At 42.8% G+C, this 21,138-nt stretch carries 18 protein-coding genes; 15 read left to right on the top strand and 3 right to left on the bottom strand.

Features of this window, described 5'->3' with window-relative positions; genetic code table 11:
* Positions 1-7 precede the first annotated feature (7 nt).
* Genes L4C44_RS13840 through L4C44_RS13775 form a run of 14 tightly spaced genes read left to right on the top strand, consistent with a single transcriptional unit; the run spans position 8 to position 14,427 of the window.
* On the top strand, positions 8-1,357 hold the full coding sequence (locus tag L4C44_RS13840; protein WP_086715344.1) for a DUF8689 domain-containing protein: 1,350 nt from the start codon (positions 8-10) through the stop codon (positions 1,355-1,357).
* Entirely contained in the window at positions 1,350-2,099 is a 750-nt protein-coding gene (cpaB, locus tag L4C44_RS13835; protein ID WP_086715342.1) for a Flp pilus assembly protein CpaB, read from the top strand. Before L4C44_RS13840 ends, cpaB begins: the two co-directional genes overlap by 8 nt.
* Positions 2,100-2,107: 8 nt before the next feature.
* Positions 2,108-3,562, top strand: coding sequence for a type II and III secretion system protein family protein (locus L4C44_RS13830; protein ID WP_428805259.1), 1,455 nt, complete (start codon positions 2,108-2,110; stop codon positions 3,560-3,562).
* A complete protein-coding gene (locus tag L4C44_RS13825) occupies positions 3,552-3,821 on the top strand; it encodes a hypothetical protein (protein WP_428805258.1) in 270 nt (89 codons plus the stop codon). The genes L4C44_RS13830 and L4C44_RS13825 overlap by 11 nt, the downstream gene beginning before the upstream one ends.
* A gap of 16 nt (positions 3,822-3,837) precedes the next feature.
* A complete protein-coding gene (locus L4C44_RS13820; RefSeq protein ID WP_428805257.1) occupies positions 3,838-5,106 on the top strand; it encodes a pilus assembly protein TadG-related protein in 1,269 nt (422 codons plus the stop codon).
* Between the two features lie 2 nt (positions 5,107-5,108).
* Positions 5,109-5,537: a TadE/TadG family type IV pilus assembly protein gene (locus L4C44_RS13815; RefSeq protein ID WP_372243664.1), complete on the top strand. Its 429-nt coding sequence runs from the start codon at positions 5,109-5,111 to the stop codon at positions 5,535-5,537.
* Positions 5,534-6,034, top strand: a complete 501-nt coding sequence (locus L4C44_RS13810) for a TadE/TadG family type IV pilus assembly protein (RefSeq protein WP_428805256.1) — start codon at positions 5,534-5,536, stop codon at positions 6,032-6,034. Before L4C44_RS13815 ends, L4C44_RS13810 begins: the two co-directional genes overlap by 4 nt.
* 26 nt (positions 6,035-6,060) lie before the next feature.
* Complete coding sequence (locus L4C44_RS13805; RefSeq protein ID WP_102279490.1) at positions 6,061-7,281, top strand: CpaE/TadZ family protein; 1,221 nt, start codon at positions 6,061-6,063, stop codon at positions 7,279-7,281.
* Between the two features lie 33 nt (positions 7,282-7,314).
* Positions 7,315-8,763, top strand: a complete 1,449-nt coding sequence (locus tag L4C44_RS13800; RefSeq protein WP_428805255.1) for a TadA family conjugal transfer-associated ATPase — start codon at positions 7,315-7,317, stop codon at positions 8,761-8,763.
* A gap of 9 nt (positions 8,764-8,772) precedes the next feature.
* A complete protein-coding gene (locus L4C44_RS13795; RefSeq protein ID WP_239716533.1) occupies positions 8,773-9,738 on the top strand; it encodes a type II secretion system F family protein in 966 nt (321 codons plus the stop codon).
* A 3-nt stretch (positions 9,739-9,741) separates the two neighbouring features.
* Complete coding sequence (locus L4C44_RS13790; protein ID WP_239716531.1) at positions 9,742-10,713, top strand: type II secretion system F family protein; 972 nt, start codon at positions 9,742-9,744, stop codon at positions 10,711-10,713.
* Positions 10,710-11,714, top strand: coding sequence for a tetratricopeptide repeat protein (locus L4C44_RS13785; RefSeq protein ID WP_428805254.1), 1,005 nt, complete (start codon positions 10,710-10,712; stop codon positions 11,712-11,714). The genes L4C44_RS13790 and L4C44_RS13785 overlap by 4 nt, the downstream gene beginning before the upstream one ends.
* A gap of 18 nt (positions 11,715-11,732) precedes the next feature.
* Positions 11,733-13,514 (top strand): hypothetical protein, encoded by a 1,782-nt coding sequence (locus L4C44_RS13780; RefSeq protein WP_428805253.1) that lies wholly within the window; start codon positions 11,733-11,735, stop codon positions 13,512-13,514.
* Entirely contained in the window at positions 13,507-14,427 is a 921-nt protein-coding gene (locus tag L4C44_RS13775) for a glycosyltransferase family 2 protein (protein WP_428805252.1), read from the top strand. The genes L4C44_RS13780 and L4C44_RS13775 overlap by 8 nt, the downstream gene beginning before the upstream one ends.
* Before the next feature lie 150 nt (positions 14,428-14,577).
* On the opposite strand, the gene chrA is transcribed toward L4C44_RS13775, so the two are convergent.
* Positions 14,578-15,726, bottom strand: coding sequence for a chromate efflux transporter (chrA, locus tag L4C44_RS13770; RefSeq protein WP_428805251.1), 1,149 nt, complete (start codon positions 15,724-15,726; stop codon positions 14,578-14,580).
* A gap of 101 nt (positions 15,727-15,827) precedes the next feature.
* Here chrA and L4C44_RS13765 point away from each other — a divergent pair, with 101 nt between their 5' ends.
* Positions 15,828-16,754, top strand: coding sequence for a LysR family transcriptional regulator (locus L4C44_RS13765; protein ID WP_146492045.1), 927 nt, complete (start codon positions 15,828-15,830; stop codon positions 16,752-16,754).
* Positions 16,755-17,023: 269 nt separating this feature from the next.
* Here the strand turns inward: L4C44_RS13765 and L4C44_RS13760 are convergent, their stop codons facing one another.
* Both L4C44_RS13760 and ygjK read right to left on the bottom strand, forming a co-directional pair.
* On the bottom strand, positions 17,024-18,364 hold the full coding sequence (locus L4C44_RS13760) for an MATE family efflux transporter (RefSeq protein WP_146492046.1): 1,341 nt from the start codon (positions 18,362-18,364) through the stop codon (positions 17,024-17,026).
* Positions 18,365-18,756: 392 nt separating this feature from the next.
* Positions 18,757-21,132: an alpha-glucosidase gene (gene ygjK / locus L4C44_RS13755; RefSeq protein ID WP_428805250.1), complete on the bottom strand. Its 2,376-nt coding sequence runs from the start codon at positions 21,130-21,132 to the stop codon at positions 18,757-18,759.
* Positions 21,133-21,138: the final 6 nt, after the last annotated feature.

Genomic DNA, 21,138 nt, shown 5'->3' with positions numbered 1-21,138 from the left:
ATAATATATGGATATTATAGGGCGAACTGCTCCAACAACTTTGAAACCTCAAATTTCAGCTCCAATCGTTCCTACATCTCTTGATATGTTGGGTGTTCCTGAAGTTGTTATTGAAAACCTCGTACTTAAGCACTTGTCGGCTTATCCTAAATCGGATGTTTTAGAACTCTCTAACTATTTATGTGTTGTTACCCATATTGTGGAAAGTGCTCTGGCCGTTTTAAGGAAAAAGTCGTTAATTGAGGTATTTCAACCTACATCAGATCTTTCTCTCTCATCAGTGTCCCATAGTCATGTCCGTTACTCCCTTTCTGAGAAAGGACTTGAAGAAGCTGATCTTGCTTTTAAACGTGATGCTTATTTAGGTCCTGCACCTGTTTCACTTACTCAATATAGTGAGGTGGTAAAACAACAAGACTTGAGAGCTGAGCTAGTAACTCGACCACATGTCGAAGCGGCACTGAGTGATGTATATGGTGTCGATAAAATGATTTCAGTGTTGGGGCCTGCAATCAATTCGGGACGTGCTTTATTGCTATATGGGCATGCCGGGACGGGTAAAACATTCGTCGCGAGCCGTATTGTGAATGCTCTGCACACCTCTGTATTTATTCCTTATGCAGTCTATGCATTGGGTAACATTATCAAGGTGTTCTCGGCGCAACATCATAAACCGTTGGACAATAACGGCAGCGATCAAAGTATTTCCCTCAAAGATCAATACGACAAGCGATGGCTTAATTGTGAAAGGCCAAATATCCAGGTAGGGGGAGAATTGACCATGGATATGCTTGAAGTCAATCATTCAGAAAATAGTCGAGTCTGGTTAGCACCGGTACAGATGATGGCAAACAACGGGATCTTTATCATTGATGACCTTGGTCGTCAGCCCATGCCTGTGGATGCGCTTCTTAATCGTTGGATTGTACCGATGGAGTACTCATTCGACTATTTGTCGCTGCCTAATGGTCAGCAGATAACGATGCCATTTGTATTAACGCTTGCCTTCTCTACCAATCTAAATCCTAAGAAAATAAGCGACCCTGCATTTTTACGTCGCTTAGGGTACAAAATTGAATTCAAGCCACTTAACCAGCGAGACTATGAAGCTTTATGGATGAGCGTCGCTGCTGATAGAGAAGTAGAGCTTCAAGACGGCTTCTTTGAGCGTTTGTCTCAAATGCACACGCTGCTTAAGGTACCACTTTTCCCATGTTTACCGAAAGATCTCGTTGGTATAAGCAAAGATATTCTTTCGTTTGAGCAGCTACCACCTGTTATCACATTCGATATTCTTTCCATGGCATGGGAAGTTTATTTTACCTCTGATGGACACGAGGAAGAGAATAATGAATAAGAGTCAAGTTTTCCTACTGTTTTTACTGTCCGTAGTATTTGGCTTAGCGGCCGTATTTTTTGCTAAGCAGTGGATGGATGATCAAGTTCAACCAACAGTTGAAGTCGAGACTGTGGAGCGTCATCCGGTAGTGGTGGCATCACAAGAAATTGAAGCTGGAACCATCATTGAAGACCAGTTCTTAACCACCAAACTTATGGAAGTTGATTGGATTAATGAAAATAACTATTCCGATGTATCTGAGCTGGTTGGCAAAGTGGTTGCTAACACTGTCTATGCCGGAGAAGTGCTTCATAAAATGCGCTTTACCGCCCCTGGAGAGGGCTCAACGTTAGCGGCGTTAATTCCTGAAAATAAGCGTGCGGTAACTATACGTGTTGATGATGTCATTGGTGTAGCGGGTTTCTTATTACCGGGTAATAAAGTAGATATCCTTAATACCGTTTCTTATGGAAAGAATTCAGCTTCAACTCGGACTGTACTCAAAGACATTAAAGTACTGGCGGTCGACCAAACGGCTAAAACGAAAGAAAACAGCCCTATTATTGTGCGTGCTGTAACGTTAGAAGTATCCCCTAAAGATGCTGAAAAGTTACTGACAGCAAAGAGTAAAGGCAGTATTCAGCTGACTTTGAGAAACCCTCATGAAGTTGAGGAGAAAGTTGTTCGTCGATACGTACCTAGACCGAGTGTAACAATTATCAAAGGTACTCAAGCATCCAGCGTTCGCGTCAAGGATTGAGGTGAGATATGAAAACAATAATAACGTATATTTTGAGCCTAGTTTGTTTTTCTACGCTGAGCTTTGCGGCTCTACAAACGGGGAAAACCGTAACAGTTCCTCATCATAAATCGACGCACGTAGTTTTATCCGGTAAAGCTAGCAAGGTGTCACTAGGAGATCCTGATGTTCTAGATATTGTGATGCTTAAGTCCAACGAGCTGTTCTTGATTGGTAATAAATTAGGTGCGACCAATCTAATGGCATGGGATTCAAGAGGTCAGTTGATTGAATCAATCAACATTGAAGTGACTCATGATCTTAATAGTTTAAAGGCGAAGTTATATGAGTTCCTTCCTGACGAAACTATCGAAGTCCACAGCGCACAGAACCGTTTATTATTGAGCGGCCAGGTGAGCAATCAACAACAAATGAATGTGGCGATGCGCATCGCAGAGACGTATTCATCTGGAAAAACCGTTGACAAGTCAAATGCAAGTGGTAGTGAGCAAGCTACAGAGACAGGCGTTATTAATTTGATGTCAATTGGCGGTGCTCAACAAGTCATGTTAGAGGTGACGGTTGCCGAGGTTCAACGAAGCTTAGTGAGAAAGTTTGACGCTAATTTTCATTTCTTCCAAACCAGTGGGTCGAATTTTTCTTGGGGAGCGTCTTCAGTACCTGCGGGTGTGTTAGGGGCAACTCCCATCTTCAATATCCCAACCTCTACAGATTACGGCATTTTAGGGTCATTTATAGACAGTAATACTCTATTTACCTTCGCTTTGGATGTAGCTAAGCAAAACGGTGTCGCAAAAGTTCTGGCTGAACCTAACTTAACTGCGTTAAGTGGTTCGAAGGCAGAGTTTTTAGCTGGTGGTGAATTCCCAATTCCAGTCCCTGATGAAGATGGCATTACGATTGAATATAAAGAATATGGTGTGGGATTGAAGTTCATCCCAACCGTGCTCAGTGATAAAAAGATTAATCTAAATTTGGCTGTTGATGTCAGTGAAATTGCAAATAGCAGTTCGTTAACGATTGATCCTGGTACTACAAATGCGACCTACTTTATCCCTCCAATTACTAGAAGAAGTGCATCGTCGACGCTTGAATTAGCCGACGGACAGACTATCGGTATTGCCGGTTTACTCAGTGAGAATGTCAGGGATATCAGTAACAAAATGCCGGGCATTGGTGATGTTCCTATCTTAGGTCAACTCTTTAATAGTCAAGAGTACGTATCTGGAGAAACAGAGCTGGTCATCCTGGTCACTCCTCGACTTGCTAAACCTATCGACCGAAGCAAAGTGACCTTGCCTACCGACGCTTTTGTTGATCCAAATGACTTGGAATATTACTTGCTAGGTCGAAGCGCTTACATAGCGGAGCCGTCTGAGTCGGATTCTGAGCAATCTCAAGCTTCACAGGATATACCACCGACAGATGGTGGTAGCGAAGGCTCATTTGGACATGATTTATAAGGAGATAGATATGATTAGAATAATGATGGTCTTTCTCGTGATGGTGTTAGTTGGCTGTGCTAATGATGCTCGGTTGGGGCATTCGGTAGCGCTAGTGAAAACAGAGCAAACGTATAACCCTAATGCGACCCAAGAGAATTTACTCGAAGTACCTGATGGTACTGGGGAGCGGATGCAGACTGGTTACGATAGATATGTAGGCAGAAGTGAAAACGATCTGTCCGGAACTAGTAGCCAGATCTTAGAAGAGTTTAACTAAATCTGGAGGTACTCACATGTTGTATCGAGTATCACAAAGCCCTAAAAAACAACAAGGCTTAGTTGCGGTAATGATTACTGCTGCCTTGTTGGTTTTTCTAGCTGTCTCAGCGCTAGCTGTAGACATAAACCATATGGTTGTAAATAAAACGCGCTTACAAAATGCAGTTGATTCTGCAGCGCTGGCTGCCGCAACCATATTAGACAACAGCAAAGACAAAGACGCGGTAGACGCGGAAGTCGGTACGGCACTCAATGCCATGGCGGCTTCAACAGGGAACCAAGAAATTGATTTTTCGACCGCTTCTATAAGCATTGATTATTCGAATGACCCACAGGATTTTACTGGCACGGCGACGTTCGATGCAAGTGATGATGTTTATGTGCGAGTTCGCGTAGATGCACTAGAGATGGATGAATTTTTCATTCATATGTTTGGTTTTGATAAGGAAGTATCGGCAAGTGCCGTTGCTGGGCCAAGCTCTGGGCAAGAAGTAGTTAATAACGTTGTACCCATTGGTGTATGTATTGGTGATGGCACTTCGGATAACGATATTGATCCAGAAGATGGCTATCACGATGTGACAGGTGAAGAGATAGTTAATGTATTTGGCTATGAAGTCGGCACCGTTCATGCTCTTAAGGTAGGAGATAACAAACTATCTGAAATGGGTAATGGTAATTATCACCTATTGGATTTCGGCTCTGGTGGTAAAGCAGTTAAAGAAGGTTTAGGTGGTAGCTATGACCAGCCCGTCAAAATAGGTGAAGACATTACGACGAAACCTGGTGGTACGGTTGGCCCTACAGGCGATGGTTTGAATACTCGTTTTGGAGATTATGGCGGTGGCTTATCGGCATCCGATTACCCTTCAGATTATGTAACCACAGAACCTACCAATGAAATCACGATTGATGCAAGTACCGGAGAGATCGATTCTGACGGAAGTTATACCTATGCTCAATATGAGTCAGATACCAACGCCTGTATAGCAAACGGTGGTTCTGGATGTGTAGCTAATGGTGTTGCTTGGCGTCGTATTTTACCGATTCCTATGGTTGATTGCTCAGGTAAAAGTGGTGGCGCAACTGACTTTACCGTACACAAAATTGGCTGCTTTTTCTTGTTGCAAAAAGCACCAACTAACAACTCAGGTACACCCGCCGTTTTTGGTGAGTTTATCCACTCTTGCAGTGTTGCTGGTGGATCTGGTAGTACAACGTCGACAACGGAAGGGACTTATAAGATTGTTCTGTATAAGGACCCCGATAGTGGGGAATCTTGATCATGAAACAATTTAATCAATTTCAACAGGGGTTTGCTGCCGTAGAGATGGTCATCGCGACTCCCGTTTTACTGTTTTTTCTAGTCTTAGTTCTAGAGCTTGGCAATATTCTTGTTCACTACAATGTGATATCGAAGTCAGTGCAAAATGGCGCTCGTTATGCGGTTAGTGAAGTGTATGGAACCATTGGTGGAACCATCGCACCGACGTCTGAAATTCAGAATGTCGTGGTCTATGGTCAGAACAGCGCGGGGACAGCTGTACTATCTTCATTGACGACATCGGATGTGACCGTAACCCCTCCTTCAGGCGATAGTTATGTACGAGTTAGTGTGACGTATGATTATGTTCCACTTTTCTTGTCTATTCCTTTTTCGAATGAGAGTTTTGCTGTTCCATTAAGTGTGACTTCCGTGATGAGGGTGCTGTGATGATAAGGCTTAAAAGACGAACCAAAGGGCTTGCCATTGTTGAGTTCACTTTGGTCTCATCATTAATTTTTCTACTGCTCTTTCTTATTTTAGCGTTGGGTGCCTATATATTTTCGCTGCAAATGGTCAGTGAAGTGACTAGGAAGGCTGCTAGGTTAGCGACGGTCTGTTACGTCTTAGATAGAGATAATATTGCGGGAATGGTGGTGGATGATATTCCTCTTGTTGGGTTTACTAATGCGAACTTAGAAGTGGCTTACTTAGACGCGAGCGGGGTAGAGATTGCTTCTGATTTTGAAGCGAACTTCGGTGATATTAAATTTGTGCGTGCTAGGGCTACGGGTTATGGCATTCAGCTAATCAGTAACCTAAGCTTTTTAGGAAATAGTGGTTTTTTAGCCGCCCCTGCGTTTGAAACAATACTGCCAGCAGAAAGTTTGGGAGTGGTGAGGCCTGAAACTGAAACTAGCACTAACATATGGAATAGATGCCCATAAGCGGTTATTTAAAAGGAGATGAATATATGGGGGAAGCGATCAAAATAACGCCGAATGAAAACGATAAGGATATGGCGCGTTTAAGAACGAATCTAAAGGTTTGGTTAGTCTACAGCACTGACGCCTTTCATTCGCATATGAGTCAAGAACTAAAAAAATGCCGAAATGTTCATGTGACGTCGTTTTCTCTTGCGGCAATGAGTGAGGAATACTTAAAAAATGCAGATGTCCCAGAGCTTATTTTCGTTGAAGCTAATGGGAATTGGGCGCAAAAAATGGTTGAGTTGCAAGGGTATGATTTGTCTTTAGAGGACAAGGATTTGTCTTTAGTTGTACTTGGTGATGAAAGTGATAATGGGTCACTAAAAATCGCGCTTCGCTTAGGGGCATCAGATTTTTTGTCTCACAATGTGACCCTTTCAGATTTACTCCCATTACTGAAGAAAACCGCTTCCGAAAAGCTTGAGAACTCCAGTTACGGAGAGTTTATCTTGTTTTTGAATACCAAAGGAGGGATGGGAGCAACCACCTTGGCGTTAAATACTGCCATTGAGATGGCGACTCAACATCCTAATGAAGTTCTTTTACTCGATATCGATCTTCAATTTGGCGTGATTCCAGACTATTTGAACATAACACCGACTTATAGCGTTTCTGATGCGATCAACAGTTCTAATGATTTGGATGAAATGTCTTTGGGCTCTTTGGTAAATAAACACGAATCGGGTCTGCATGTTCTAAGCTTTAAACATGAAAATAACGCTGATGATTTCGAGCAGGCTCAGAAAATTGGCAGATTACTTCCAATTCTGCGTCGTTTCTACCCTTATGTGATCATTGACCTGTCTAGAGGCTTAGATCACGTGTTTGCATCAGCAATATCACCTGCGACTAAAGTACTTTTGGTTTTGCAACAGAGCTTAGTGTCAGTAAAAAACACAAGCCGACTAATTAAATCTCTGAAGTTTGAGTACGGCTTACAAAGTGACTCGATAGAGGTCATTCTCAACCGTTATGAAAAGCGACATTCAATTAAGTTAAAAGATATAGAGCAGGCAGTGGGCAATCATGACATACACCTTATGCCAAATGATTTTAAAGTCGCGCTAGAGAGTGCCAACTTGGGGCAACCGTTAGTTCAGTCGAGAAAAAAAAGCTCTATTACTCGCTCTATCATCGACTTATCTCATGTTCTTTCACCACCGGAGCAGGAAGAGAAAGGGTGGCTGAAAAAGTTGTTTTCATAATGAGTTGATGAAAAGTAAACACGAGGGATTGTGATGTTCTTTAAACGAAAAAATGTAAATCCAGAGTTTGAAAAAAAAGTAGAACAGATTTCGCATGATTCAGAAGATGCCAATCCTGTTGAACGTTTATCAAGTGTTGATACGTCCAGTAACTCTCGGACAGAAGCGAGCGTTGAAAAGGAGAAAGCGATCGATGAAGCTCGAAAAGTACTGGAGCAAGAATTATCAATCAAACACTTCTTTCACAAGCAGTTGCTTGAAACGTTAGACTTAGGATTACTTTCTAGCTTGGAGAAAGAGCGCGCCAAGCTAGATTTGCATGAAGCTATCGTTCAGTTGATGGCTGATGATGGTAGTCATGCACTCAGCGCAGAGGGGCGTAAACGGGTCATCAAACAGATAGAAGATGAAGTTTTTGGCCTTGGTCCGTTGGAGCCCCTATTAGCCGATCAAACTGTGTCGGATATATTGGTCAACGGCCCTAAAAGTGTTTACGTTGAGCGAAGGGGTAAACTCGAAAAAACGCCTTATACTTTTCTTGATGATCGCCATCTGAGAAACATTATTGACCGTATCGTCAGTCAAGTTGGTCGTCGTATCGATGAAGCATCACCTATGGTCGATGCCCGCTTAGTTGATGGTTCCCGTGTTAATGCGATTATCCCGCCTCTCGCACTCGATGGCCCTTCAGTTTCGATCCGTCGTTTTGCTGTTGACCGTTTGACTATGGATAACTTGATTGACTATGACTCAGTCTCACCTCAGATGGCTAAATTTGTAGAGGCTGCGGTGAAAGGCGAACTGAATATATTGATTTCAGGAGGGACGGGCTCTGGGAAAACAACCACACTGAATATCTTTTCTGGTTTCATTCCGCGAGACCAACGAATTATTACCATAGAAGACTCGGCAGAATTACAACTGCAACAACCGCATGTTATTCGTCTCGAAACCCGCCCTGCTAACCTAGAGGGGAAGGGAGAAATCAGCCAGCGCGAATTGGTTAAAAATACCTTGCGTATGCGACCAGATAGAATCGTGGTTGGGGAGGTACGTGGTAGCGAAGCCGTTGACATGCTAGCTGCGATGAATACCGGTCATGATGGATCTCTTGCTACTATTCACGCGAATACCCCTCGTGATGCCTTAAGTCGTGTCGAAAATATGTTCTCGATGGCAGGGTGGAACATATCAACCAAAAACTTACGTGCTCAAATTGCTTCGGCTATCCACCTTGTTGTTCAAATGGAGCGACAAGAGGATGGTAAGCGCCGCATGGTGAGCATTCAAGAGATCAACGGCATGGAAGGCGAGGTGATTACGATGTCAGAGATCTTCCGTTTTCAGCGTAAAGGTATTGATGAAGACGGCAATATTATCGGCTATTTCACTGCTACCGGGGTAGTGCCTCAATATCATGATCAGTTAGTCAAACGTGGACTCGACCTGCCTTTCGAGCTCTTTACTGAGACTCACGGTTAAGGAGAGGTTATGGACAATGTAAGCGTTTCATTAGGCCTATTATTCATCGCTGTGCTTTTTATCTCTCAAGCTTTGCTATTACCTGCCGCGGGGAAAAAAGCGAAACATAAAGAGTTATCTCGACGCTTGAAAGAGACACAACGTAATATCGATGAAGAGAGTCTGTCTTTATTAAAAGAGCACTATAACAAAGATTTATCTCCTATAGACCGTAAGTTAATCGTCATACCATATTTTGCTGGCTTGAAAAAAATGCTGGAGCTGGCTGGCTTCAAATTAGCATTAAGCCGCTTCTTACTTATCGTTTCTCTTTGTGGTGTTTTGCTAACATTTGTATCAATAATGACTAATCAAGAATGGTTTATTAGCGTAGCGGCATTCCTTTCTGTGTGGGTTATATCTTATCTGTATGTGCAAAATCGAGTGACCTATCGAATGGCTCGATTTGAAGAACAACTCCCTGAAGCTTTAGATATTATTCGACGAGCATTGCAAGCTGGGCAACCCCTCGTTCAATCATTCAATGAAGTGGGTGAAGAGCTTCCTGAGCCCATCGGCGCCGAATTTAAAAATACCTATAACCTACTTAACTATGGTTATGACTTACGTTTGGCTATTTTACAGATGGCAGAACGAGTACCCACTGTCTCAATGTTGGCCTTTTCTAGTGCTGTGATGTTGCAAAAAGAGACCGGGGGGAATTTATCGGAGAACCTGCAAAAGGTATCTGAAGTACTCAGAGCTCGTTTTAAGCTTGAAAGGAAAGTGAAAACACTTTCTGCTGAAAGTAGGATGTCTGCATGGATCTTAACGTTATCGCCTTTTGGTTTGTTTTTTGCCCTGAGGGTGGCCAGTCCGGAATACATTGAACCACTCTATAAAGATCCGCGTGGTTTATCGATGGTGAGTGTCGGTATTGTTCTTTTGGCTATTGGAGCCTTGTGGATTAAAAAGATCATCAGCATAGAGATTTAACTTATGGAATTACTAAATATTGAAGTCTGGAAGCAGATGTTAGAAGAGTTTGGAGTTAGCTCTCAGGTCGTTATCTATGCAATGATTTTGCTGACTACTGTCTTACTAACATTGACCCTTGGGTTCTTGTTTTTAGGTGCCCGCTCTCCTTTAGATAAGAAGTTAAGACAGATATCTGAAGAGGGAAGTGCTGGTGGCCGAAAGCCCTATAATTTCTCTAATACTTTAGAGTCATTAAGCCCTTTTATTAGTAAAGGCAATAAAAGGGATAATGAAACTTACTCAGAAAAATTGATGCACGCTGGATTCCATGAGAAGAGTGCATTATCGGTTTTCTATGCGTTGAAGGTCTTGTCTAGCTTGATCGGTATTGTCGCTGCTTTTATGGTTTATTACATAGCGTTGGGTGGAGACTACAATAATTTACTCATCATGACCTGTGTTTTTCTAGGAACATTCACGCCAAATATTATCTTGAGTAAGTTACAAAAAGAGCGCCAGAAAAAAATTAGAAATGGTGTTCCAGATGCACTCGATCTTCTCGTGGTGTGTACTGAGTCAGGGCTTGGTTTTAATGCCGCCCTTGGGCGCGTAGCATCTGAACTTTATGTCTCTCAGCCTGAGCTTGCTGATGAACTAGAGACTGTGTTTGCCAAAATCCAAGCCGGTGTCACTATGCCAGATGCGCTTAGGCAGCTTATTGAGCGAACTGGCTTGGTCGAATTAGAAGGCTTGGTTTCTTTGCTTTCCCATGCATCGAGAATGGGAGGAAGCTTAGCGCAAACACTTCGTGATTATACTGAAGACTTTAGAGATAAACGTCAGCAAGCCGCTGAAGAAATTGCGGCGAAAATACCGACTAAAATGTTATTCCCTATGTTGATATTTATTTGGCCTTGCTTTTTCATTGTCGCACTTGGCCCTGGACTCTTGATCGTAATGGACGCATTAACTGCGCCGGGAGCAAGTTTATGATGTTATACAATAAGTTTCTTCTACTATTATTGCCAATTTTACTACTTGGTTGCGCTTCTTCCGATGAGCCAACCAACCAATTTGATGCCGAGTTGTATTCGGGTAAGCCAATTGACACTCTATCCAGTGACGATCCACCCGTCAGTGAAAAAGAAGCAATCATGCGTGGTGATGTCGCTTTGAGAGACAACAACATCGATTTAGCTCTTTATGAGTACATCCGATCTCTGTCTTTTCCTGAACAAGAATTTCACGATAAAACTTTGTTCACTATTGGCCAAATACATTCATCTCGCGGCAACTATGCGTTGGCCGAGAAAGCTTACCTAGCAGCGCTAGATTTTAATCCAGCCCACACTGAAGTATTGGAGCAGTTAGGAGTCTTGTATACCAAGCAGCGTCGTACAGATGAAGGTCGAAGCTATTTCTTTAAAGCGATTAATGCAGACCAAGTTCGTTTAAAAAGTAGTGAGACGATTAAAAACTATCAAGCATTGAATCAAAGTGAAGTGGCCAGTTTGAAGGTCGACAGCATGTCTCCAGCATTAGCTTATATGGGAATTGGTGTACTGGAAGATGTTGACGGAAAGCACCAGATCGCACAAGAGTACTTCAAAAAGTCACTGACGATAGATAAAAGCTCAGTCAAAGCTTTGTTGAATATGGGCTACTCCCACTACATGTATGGTAACTACAAGGAAGCGTATCAATACACGCGTTCAGCCTTAGAGTTAGATCCTAATAATGAAAAAGCTCAGAATAATCTGGCGCTTATTTATTTAGCCTCTGGTGATATTAAGAAAGCAACCAACGTGTTCATGAGGCACATGGACGCCCCGGAAGCGTTGAATAATGTTGGCTACTTCCTGATCTTACAAGGAAAACCTGATCAGGCGGTTCCATATTTACAGCAAGCTATTGATAAAAAATCATCTTATTACAAAGTAGCAAATGAAAACTTAAACAGAGCACTAGCGGAAGTGAGAGAGATGGAACAGTAGTGATTTAATTTTGGCTTAATGAAAAGGATATTCATATTGCCTAAAAGTGAAAGTTTTAAAAAAGACATCATAGCTATTTCTGTAATTTGGTTCGTATGTGCCATTGTTATATTTATTTATAAGTGGGAAAGTATTTCAATACTCAACCTGAATGATAATGATGATTATATGCGTTTTGTTCAGTTTCAGGAGTGGATGAAAAGTGGTCATTGGTATCTTGAACCGATGAGTAATTTCAATGTTGATGATGGCTTGATTATTCATTGGTCTCGGTTTCCGGACTTAATGTTATCGTTGGTCGCTTTTCCATTGTTATTTATTTTTGATGATAGTCTTACTTATACTATCTCGATTTCTATTGTTCCTTTGCTTTATTTATGGATCTTTGCATTATCATGTTTCTACTTGTGTGAGTGTTATTTTGGAGATAAGTATCGTTTTGTAAGCATGATGTTTTCTATCTCTTCACCTGCCATTATACATTTTCTGCCTGGTTCGATTGACCACCATAACATCCAACTTATTTTAGCAACGCTTTTCTTATCAGTAACACCGACTTCTATCAACAATCTGAGGCAATCATGGCGGGTATATGCTCAGGCCGTTTTTTTGTCTCTATCCCTATGGACAGGGATGGATAATGTATTATTGTTTATGATTTTCTTTATTATTTATACAATCTATTACTGTTTCGTTCGTGACGAGTGGTTTAATTATATCTCTAAACTATACGCGACTTGTACGATTTTTGGAGCCTGTGCGGTTTTATTAAATAGACCTTACGATGAGTTTTTTGTTTTTAAATATGATGAAATTTCACTTATTCTAATCATTCTTTTTTTTAGTGGGTGGGTCTTTGTTAATATTTACAAACAATTAATTAGTGTTGAAAATAAATTAAAGGGAAAGTTATTTGTATTTGTTTTTATTGGTTTGTTATGTTTACTACCAATTTTTGTTCTTTACCCATCACTAACCAGTGCATTATTTATGGATTATCCTCCAGTACTTAAATTCTATTGGCTTGATCAAGTTACCGAAGCTAAATCTGTCGCAAAATACATAGAAATTAATGGTTTTTTTTCTGTAAATAACTATGCATTGTTATTGGTTCCCGCAATTATATACCCACTTTTCAGACTTAAGAACCACCACTGTACAATCCTGTATCTCATTTTTATGTTCAATTTAGTCCTTGCGATATTTTGGCAGATTAGGGTGATGAGGTTGTGTTTTGTTTTAGCGGCACCTTTCCAAGCATATTTTGTTATTAAGGTGTCTGAATACGTTAGGTATTCACTACTGAAAGTGCTGGTTATTATCTCAGGTGCTCCATTGGCATTAGCGTTTGTCATTCTCGCTTTGTCTCCAGAAGAGGAAGTGACTACCAAACTTGATGAGACCGATAAGTTACCGGTCATCTTTAAGGTGCTAAAAGATAACGGTATCAACTCTCATACAATTCTTTCAGGAATAGAAACGGGCGCACCTGTATTGGCTAAAACGAACAACAGTATAATCGCCGCACCTTATCATAGAAATATTGTGGGTAACCGATTTTTAATCGAAGTGATGTTAGAAGAGGACATGCTTCTAGCAAGAAACAAAATAGTCGATAAAAAGGTTGATTATATATTGATCGGTAATGACCCTCATTTAACTCTCCTAAAGGATTCTGGAAGCGAAGACTCTTTAGTTAGAAGACTTCATGGGGATAATATTCCGGCTTGGTTAGACGTTACATATGATGGAATTGAGGATGGTTATCGAGTTTTTAAAGTAAGGAGTGAGCATGAATAAACAGAAAGTCGCAGTATTACTCCCATGTTATAACGAAGCCGGAGCCATTGGTGAAACGGTCACATCTTTTCAACAAGCCTTACCTGATGCATCCATTTATGTTTATGACAATAATTCAACCGACAACACGGTCAACGAGGCGTTACAAGCAGGGGCGATTGTGCGACATGAGCCGCGCCAAGGTAAAGGGGAGGTTGTGAGACGGATGTTCTCTGATATCGACGCCGATATCTATGTGATGGCTGATGGTGATGACACCTATGACGCTGCAATATGCCCCGAACTGATCGACCAACTAAATAATGAAAAGCTCGATATGATCATTGGCAGTCGCGATCGAACTTCAATGGCTTACCCTAAAGGACATATCCTTGGGAATAAGATGTTTTCATCTCTGATTAACTTGGCATTCAATGCGCAATTGAATGATGTGTTTTCTGGCTATCGAATTATGAGCCATAGATTTGTCAAAACCGCACCTATCTTCAGCGATGGTTTCCAGATAGAAACAGAACTTACCGTGCATGCGTTACACCATAATATGTCAATCAAAGAAGTCTCGACTCAATACCAATCTAGACCTGAAGGGACTACCAGCAAACTGAACACCTTGAGCGATGGCATCAAAATTCTTAACTTTATTTTGTTCTTATTGAGAGATGTAAAGCCGATGTTTTTCTTTGGAGTACTCTCGATATTGCTTGGTCTTATTTCATTGATCTTGGGTATTCCCGTCATTGTTGATTTTGTTGATACTGGGTTGGTTGAAAGGCTACCTACAGCTGTTTTGTCTAGCTCAATAGCTTTGATCGCGGTGATGTCTTTTTTCTGCGGTTTGATACTCGATAACGTATCACGAGGTAGGCGAGAGATGAGAATACTCTCTATTTTAAGATTTAAGGACGATGAATGACTTAGCTGAGATATTTGGCTAAGAGATCAATACTCGATAGCATGAGCTTTGAGATGGAATTACTAATTATATAGCGGGTGCTAGGTAGATTAAATTATGAAAGACGAAAGTAAGAAGCAAGCGATTCGCTTACTTCTTACCTTAAACCTATTAGACCGCCAGTTCTGTCATTGCGCCAAAGACCATGAACAACCCTACCAATCCAACAATAGGTAGCTTCACGGTTTTCAATAACCACACACCTACAATGATCAGAGCGAAATCTAAGCCACTACTCACTGCACTTGTGAAGATGGGTTGATATAGCGCTGCCAATAACAAACCTACAACCGCCGCATTCACACCTGTAAGTGCCCCGGCCACTAAAGGTTTGCTTGCAATCGCCTGCCAGTTCTTCAGTACACCCAGTAGCAATAAGAAGCCCGGTAAGAACACAGCAATCGTTGCGAGTAGGGCGCCGGTGATCGGTGCTGATGGCATCAACACATAACCTAGATAAGTGGCTAACGTAAACATCGGGCCTGGTACTGCTTGCGCCGCTGCATAACCTGTTAGGAAGGCATCTTGAGACAGTTGGTCGCCAATACCATTTTGTAGCAGCGGAAGTACCACATGGCCGCCACCAAATACTAGGCTGCCTGCTTGATAGAACAGGCCAAACACTTCAATGCCTTGAGAGTAAGCACTGAATAGAGGCACGCCAACCAGTAAAGCAACAAAAATCACGAGAGGCGTTACCGATATTTTTTGTGTTGAAGATATCGTTTTTAGCTCTTGTGAGGTTAAGAACTTACTGCCAACCATAGCTGCAAATATTAGAACCAACACTTGAGGCCAGATCCCTGGAATCAAAAGCAAAATAATGGCGGTAATGACACACAGCGCGGTTGCGATTTTCGATTGGCAAAAGTTTTTGTACATACCGAAAGTGGCATCAGCAACAACCACAACGGCAAGTAATTTAAGCCCGTGAATGATTGAGATGAACAGCGGAGCTTCCAACAACTGGTTACTCACTAGAGCCAATATCAGCATTAGAATGACAGATGGAGAAGTGAACCCCACAAATGCTGCAATCGCACCAGTTAAGCCACCTTTTTTGTATCCGACAGCGAAGCCAACTTGACTTGAGCCTGGGCCCGGAAGAAATTGACTGAGGGCGACAATTTGCCCGTACTCTTCGTCGGACAACCAATTCAGTTTCTCAACAAATGTCTTACGGAAGTAGCCAATGTGTGCTGCAGGTCCACCGAAGCTAATCCAGCCAAGCCAGAAAAAGGTTTTAAAAATTGAAAGCATGATCGATTCCAGATAAATGTTTAGCGTAATTTAGGTGGAGTTGAACTATGATTCAAATTAATTGTTTTAATTATAATTATGAATGATATGGGTTTTGTTTTATGGCTGATTTTAACTGGAAAGGGATTGACCTTAACTTGTTGATTGCACTGCAGGCGTTGTATAAAACCAACAGCGTTAGCAAGGCCGCTGAACGCTGTTATATCAGCCAATCCGCGATGAGTCATAGCTTACAAAGGCTCCGGAAGTTGTTTGATGACCCTTTGTTTGAGCGTGTGGGTAGCAAGATGGAGGCGACAGACCGAGCCATCGAATTATCCAGTACCGTCGAAGCACTACTAAATACCATCCAGTCAGAGGTACTGCTGTCTAAATCGTTTGATGCAGAGACTTATAAAGGGACTTGGAAGATAGGTCTCACTGATTATGCCGAGCAGATGTTCGCTCCAATATTGTTTGATCTTATTAAGCAATCCTCTCCTTACTCCCAAGTAGCGTTGTTCAATGTAAACCGGAGTAACTACCAGCAAGTCTTTGAAGATGCCAAGCTTGATATGACGATAGGCAGCTTTGGTGAGGTACCAAAGCAATATCGAACAAAGCATTTGTATACGGAGCAGCATGTTTGTTTACTTGATCAATCGATTCTATCTATTGACGACCCGATGTCGCTAGAACAATTTGTTGCTGTCGAGCACGCACTCGTTTCTCCTGCCGGAGCTTTAACAACGGGAGTTGATATTCGTTTGGCTGAATTAGGACTTAGCCGGAAAGTGGCTGTAGCTTCCAGTAACTTTTTAACAGTAAAACGGCTCATTCGTGGTAGAGAATTACTTTGTATTGTTCCCAAGCTTGTCGCGCGTAAGGATATTGATAGTGAAGAAACCTTGTTGGCTGTGAAACCACCGATTGATGTTCCAGATTTTGATATCCAGCTTGTTTATAGGAAAGCTAAGCATTTAGATGATAAAAATAAGCTACTTAGAAAATTGATTACTAATACGGTCTCATCTGTGGTTTCCGAATAGTTTATCGTGCCGGTTAGTTGCCAATTTTATATGAATTAACTTGAGAAAAATCCGGCTTATTATAAGAACCCGACTATACTTAATTTACGACTTAAAGCAGTCGTAAAGAATAGACTTTTTGATTTACCTAAGTAAAAGAATGGTTATATCCTCATGATGTAGCTGAAAAAACTGCCAGGCTAAACGGACTTAGTTGGTCTTAAAAGCGCTAGCTCCCCCTAGCGCTTTTCTCTTTTGGTCGAGATAAATTTAGGCGTATCAACAACAACCTAAAAAGAGAATCGAGTCCATTTCTTCGCTCGCCAGCGATAAGCCATGATGACTCCACGGAACCACTCGTCCATCGCGATTGCCATCCAAGCGCCAAATACCCCATACCCCCAATGCACACCAAGTAAATAGCTCATGGCAACCCCAATGCCCCACATGCTGAGAATGCCCATTTTGATCGGGAATTTAATGTCGCCAGCTGCCTTTAGACAAGAGATAAAGATCAGGTTAAATACTCGGCCAGCCTCAAGAATGATGGAGCCCGCAATCAGTGCGGCAGCCAGCGCAATGATCTCTGGATCTTGCGTGAACAGATCGAGAATGTCGAAACGGAACACATAAACAATGCTGGTAATCGTCGTTGAAGCGATAAAACCAACCACAAAGTAACGTTGCACGCGGTTGGTAATCTCGTCGATCCAGCCCTTACCAATGTAATAACCAGTTTGGATTTGGCTACCTTGACCAATTGCCAGTGCAAATGCAAAAGAGAGGCGAGCGATGTTTTGTGCGTAAGTAAACGCAGCCAGTGAAGACGTACCCATCTGCACGACAAAGAAGGTAATGCTGATCTGAGCCATATTATAAGAGAGCACTTCTCCTGCGTTCATCGAGCCGATCTTAATGATTTTTTGATAGATGGCTTTAGGCACAGATTTAAACTGCTTCACTGGTAGGTCAATGCCTTTGCTTCTAACCACACCAATCAAGATCAACATCCCGATCACTTGGCTAATTACGGTCGCGGTCGCAACCCCTTGCACGCCGTATACAGGCAAACCAAAAGGTTGATATAGGGCACAGTAGTTACCGATTACATTGATGACACCTGCAATCATGTTGATCACCATCGGTGACTTTGAATAGCCATGGCTTCTTAGAATTGTGGTGAGAACCACACCTATGGTTACATTGAAAGTGAGAGCACCACTGATGAACAGGTATTCTTGCGCGTACTGTTCGACTTGAGGCTCGAGTTGATAGAGCGGGATAAAATATTCAGCAACAAGAACTGCAATAACACTCAGTAGCACACCGGCAATAATGGCCAGAATGATGCTCGCTACACCCACGTGAGCGCTCTCTTGAGTGCGAGAGGCACCGTTGTATTGCGCGATTAAAATCCCCGTACCACTGCTGACCATGGTCGAGACAATGATCAGAAAAAAGGATATCTGAGAAATAACACCAACGGCAGACACTGCTTTGTCTGAGTATCCCGATAACATGAAGACATCACTGGTGTTGAGTGCAGTTCTTAGAAGAACTTCGATAAAAATTGGCCAGGTGAGCGCAACGATTCCCATACGTTTATTTAGGGTGGAACCAGCATTAGGCATTTAGGTTTTCTCAAAAAAGGGGTAGGCGACACTATAGTTTAGCGATTATTTAGTAAACGCATATCAAATTAATGTCCGGAAGACTAATAAGGATAAATAAAATTCGAATAAGTCTTCAGAGCCCAATGTTTCTGTGTGAGTGATAAAATTTTTGAGAGGAGTTTTATAGCAAGAGTACTCTTTGTTTTTAGTGAATAAAAGCTTGTCTGTGCTTGCGGAGTACAGCGAACAGAGTAAAAGGATCATAGTAGGCCAAATAGTTTAAGAACTTGTTTGTTCGATTATTTGGCTTCAGGTGTAAAAAAGGCACTCAGCGAGATACTGAGTGCCAAAGCCTGAAATTTATGAGGTTATCTTTTCATTGAATTTCAGAAGACAGGTATAGATTTGGTTTACTCTGCGTCGGTAAAGAAATCGTTGTACAGCATGTATAGGTGAGCCGCACTCCAAGAGAAGTTTGGTGCGCCTTGTTGTTCACCGTTCAATGGGTTGTAGTTCTCACGAATTGGCCCGTCTTGTACCAAACCATCAGCATGGTCGAAGAATGCACCTGCCATTTCAATCGCATCGTCACGGTAGCCGTAGCTGTCCATGCCTTTTAGGCCGAAGTAGAACTGATCTACCCATACACGTCCACGCCAGTAAATATCTGGGCCAAATGCTGGGCTCGATAGTGCTGCAGTACCCAATGGAACGTAGGTGTTGAACTCAGAGGTATCTTTCATCACTGAGACAACAGCATCAGCGTGATCTTGAGTCGCTGCACCGTTGAACAGTGGTGACCAACCTTCAGGGCCTTTGCCTCGCTCTACAATCGGTTTACCCGCACAGCCGTTCGCCAATGGTTTGTCTTCAATGCGAATGTCGTAGAAGAAGTTTGTGCTCTCATCGAACATACAAGTGTTGATGTAGTTCGATAGATGTTCAGCTTTTTCACGGAACTCTTTCGCTTCGGCATCTTTGCCCAAAATGTCAGCCATTTCCGCTAGGTACTTGTTATCGCTGTACATGTAGCTTGCTTGGTCAACCGACTCTTGCAGCAGTGAGTAGCCTAGTAGCGTGCCGTCTTCAGCGCGGTTTTGAGCGAACTCAACATCCCAATCACTGCGCTTGCCGCCGTTAGCAACGTATGCGTCTAGCTGATCTTTATCGATGAAACCAAAAGCGGCTGCATCATCACGACCTGATTCCCAAGACGCTGCCGTTTGAGCTGGGCTTTCGATGTAATCGTAGTTACCTTCAGCGACGACTTTATCTAGTGCTGCTTGGCCTACGACGGTTTCATGTTTGTCGCCACGAACCACGGTGAAGTACATTTCGCCTTCAGGTGTGTTGTGTGCTTTGTCGCGCGCTGCGCCATATTCTGGAACACCGTTGCCGTTGTTATCACGGTTGCGTAGCCACCAATCATGGTATGCCACTAGCTTTGGATACATCTCTTCAAGCCAAGCTTCGTCGCTGGTGGTCTTGTAGACCTCCATTACTGCCCAAGCCGCTAAGCTTGGTTTGGTGTTACGTTCGTTCCAGTTGCCACCATCCCCGCCACGCTCTGGGCTAAGGTTGTACGCCAGTAGGTCTGGCACGTAGCCTTCATCCCAAGGGCGAACAGGGTCGTCAGCCTGAATCTGGTAAGCGAACATCGCGCGGATGTTATCTTTCGCCACGTCTGGATTAAAGTGAGCCATTGCATAGGCTTGTTTCCATGTGTCCCATGGCCATGTTTGGTTGCCTGAGAACCAGCGCGCTGTTACCGAAGGTGTCACAGAGTCAAATTCCATCGCACCGGCTGCACCACGCCAGTTACCGTTTAGAGTTTCCATCGCTTTTACCGCAACACGCTCTTGCTCAGGCGTCGCATTCGGGTTGGTTAAGCCCATCTCTAGGTAACCTTCCCAGCGCGCTTCAGATGCAGCTAAGAAATCGGTAGGGTTTGCCATGATCTTTTTGATCTCAGGCTGTTCCGCTTTCGCTTCTTCTGCCGTTAACACGTGCGAGTATGTGGTGTAGATGGTGGTTGATTCTTCAATGCTTGCGGTTGAAGTAAACGTTAGGCCATCGATCTTGGTTTGGGTTGGAATAGACTTATGAACTTGGTACTCAGACTCACCTGAGGTTAGTAGATCCCACGTTGAACGCACTTTACCGAAAGTGACCTTTAGGCCGTCGTCGGTTGCAACGATTTGGCGGTTGTAGTTAGGGTAAGTCTCGGCAATGGTTTTGTCGGTTTGCGCTACGCCTTCTTTAGCGTGTGTTTTTTCAAGCAGTTCACCGTCCCACACTAACTCAACTGGTGAGTCAGTGGTGATTTTCGTTTCTAGCAGAGAAGTACGGTTAGACGCGAAACGCATCGTCATTTCTACCGTAATATCGTCAGCTTTCAGCGTCTGAACTAATGCGCCCGGCAGGCTGTAAGCTTCCATGGTGAAAGCCACTTTTTTGCCATCTTTGAACACGCTTAGGCGGTCAAAGTTATCAGCCATGAAGTTGATGTATTCTTCGGTAAGCAGTGCAGTACCTGGGAAGCCGCCCATACCTTCAGCAGTATCTGGTAGTAGGTGACCGTGCCATGCGCCAAGGTCGAAGAATGGGTTAAAACGTTGGTGGTCATCGAAGTCGTAGTCACGCATGTATTCTGGTGAGCCAGTGCGGTCGATAACATTCTTAAATTCGTTAGCTTGCAGTTGTTCTGAGCCAGAGTTTGATGCACAACCAGTAACAACAAGTACTGCACCGATAGCGAGAGCTGCGAATGATTTATTCAGTTTCATGATGAG

Origin of the sequence: Vibrio satsumensis, from assembly GCF_050337435.1 — a bacterium.
Lineage (GTDB): Bacteria > Pseudomonadota > Gammaproteobacteria > Enterobacterales > Vibrionaceae > Vibrio > Vibrio satsumensis.
This window is presented reverse-complemented; position numbering and strand designations above follow the sequence as displayed.

Excerpts from the sequence above, each read along its gene's own strand:
- L4C44_RS13840 (WP_086715344.1), top strand. The coding sequence starts at position 8 with ATGGATATTATAGGGCGAACTGCTCCAACAACTTTGAAACCTCAAATT.
- cpaB (WP_086715342.1), top strand. The coding sequence starts at position 1,350 with ATGAATAAGAGTCAAGTTTTCCTACTGTTTTTACTGTCCGTAGTATTT.
- L4C44_RS13830 (WP_428805259.1), top strand. The coding sequence starts at position 2,108 with ATGAAAACAATAATAACGTATATTTTGAGCCTAGTTTGTTTTTCTACG.
- L4C44_RS13825 (WP_428805258.1), top strand. The coding sequence starts at position 3,552 with ATGATTTATAAGGAGATAGATATGATTAGAATAATGATGGTCTTTCTC.
- L4C44_RS13820 (WP_428805257.1), top strand. The coding sequence starts at position 3,838 with ATGTTGTATCGAGTATCACAAAGCCCTAAAAAACAACAAGGCTTAGTT.
- L4C44_RS13815 (WP_372243664.1), top strand. The coding sequence starts at position 5,109 with ATGAAACAATTTAATCAATTTCAACAGGGGTTTGCTGCCGTAGAGATG.
- L4C44_RS13805 (WP_102279490.1), top strand. The coding sequence starts at position 6,061 with ATGGGGGAAGCGATCAAAATAACGCCGAATGAAAACGATAAGGATATG.
- L4C44_RS13800 (WP_428805255.1), top strand. The coding sequence starts at position 7,315 with ATGTTCTTTAAACGAAAAAATGTAAATCCAGAGTTTGAAAAAAAAGTA.
- L4C44_RS13795 (WP_239716533.1), top strand. The coding sequence starts at position 8,773 with ATGGACAATGTAAGCGTTTCATTAGGCCTATTATTCATCGCTGTGCTT.
- L4C44_RS13790 (WP_239716531.1), top strand. The coding sequence starts at position 9,742 with ATGGAATTACTAAATATTGAAGTCTGGAAGCAGATGTTAGAAGAGTTT.
- L4C44_RS13785 (WP_428805254.1), top strand. The coding sequence starts at position 10,710 with ATGATGTTATACAATAAGTTTCTTCTACTATTATTGCCAATTTTACTA.
- L4C44_RS13780 (WP_428805253.1), top strand. The coding sequence starts at position 11,733 with ATGAAAAGGATATTCATATTGCCTAAAAGTGAAAGTTTTAAAAAAGAC.
- L4C44_RS13775 (WP_428805252.1), top strand. The coding sequence starts at position 13,507 with ATGAATAAACAGAAAGTCGCAGTATTACTCCCATGTTATAACGAAGCC.
- chrA (WP_428805251.1), bottom strand. The coding sequence starts at position 15,726 with ATGCTTTCAATTTTTAAAACCTTTTTCTGGCTTGGCTGGATTAGCTTC.
- L4C44_RS13765 (WP_146492045.1), top strand. The coding sequence starts at position 15,828 with ATGGCTGATTTTAACTGGAAAGGGATTGACCTTAACTTGTTGATTGCA.
- L4C44_RS13760 (WP_146492046.1), bottom strand. The coding sequence starts at position 18,364 with ATGCCTAATGCTGGTTCCACCCTAAATAAACGTATGGGAATCGTTGCG.
- ygjK (WP_428805250.1), bottom strand. The coding sequence starts at position 21,132 with ATGAAACTGAATAAATCATTCGCAGCTCTCGCTATCGGTGCAGTACTT.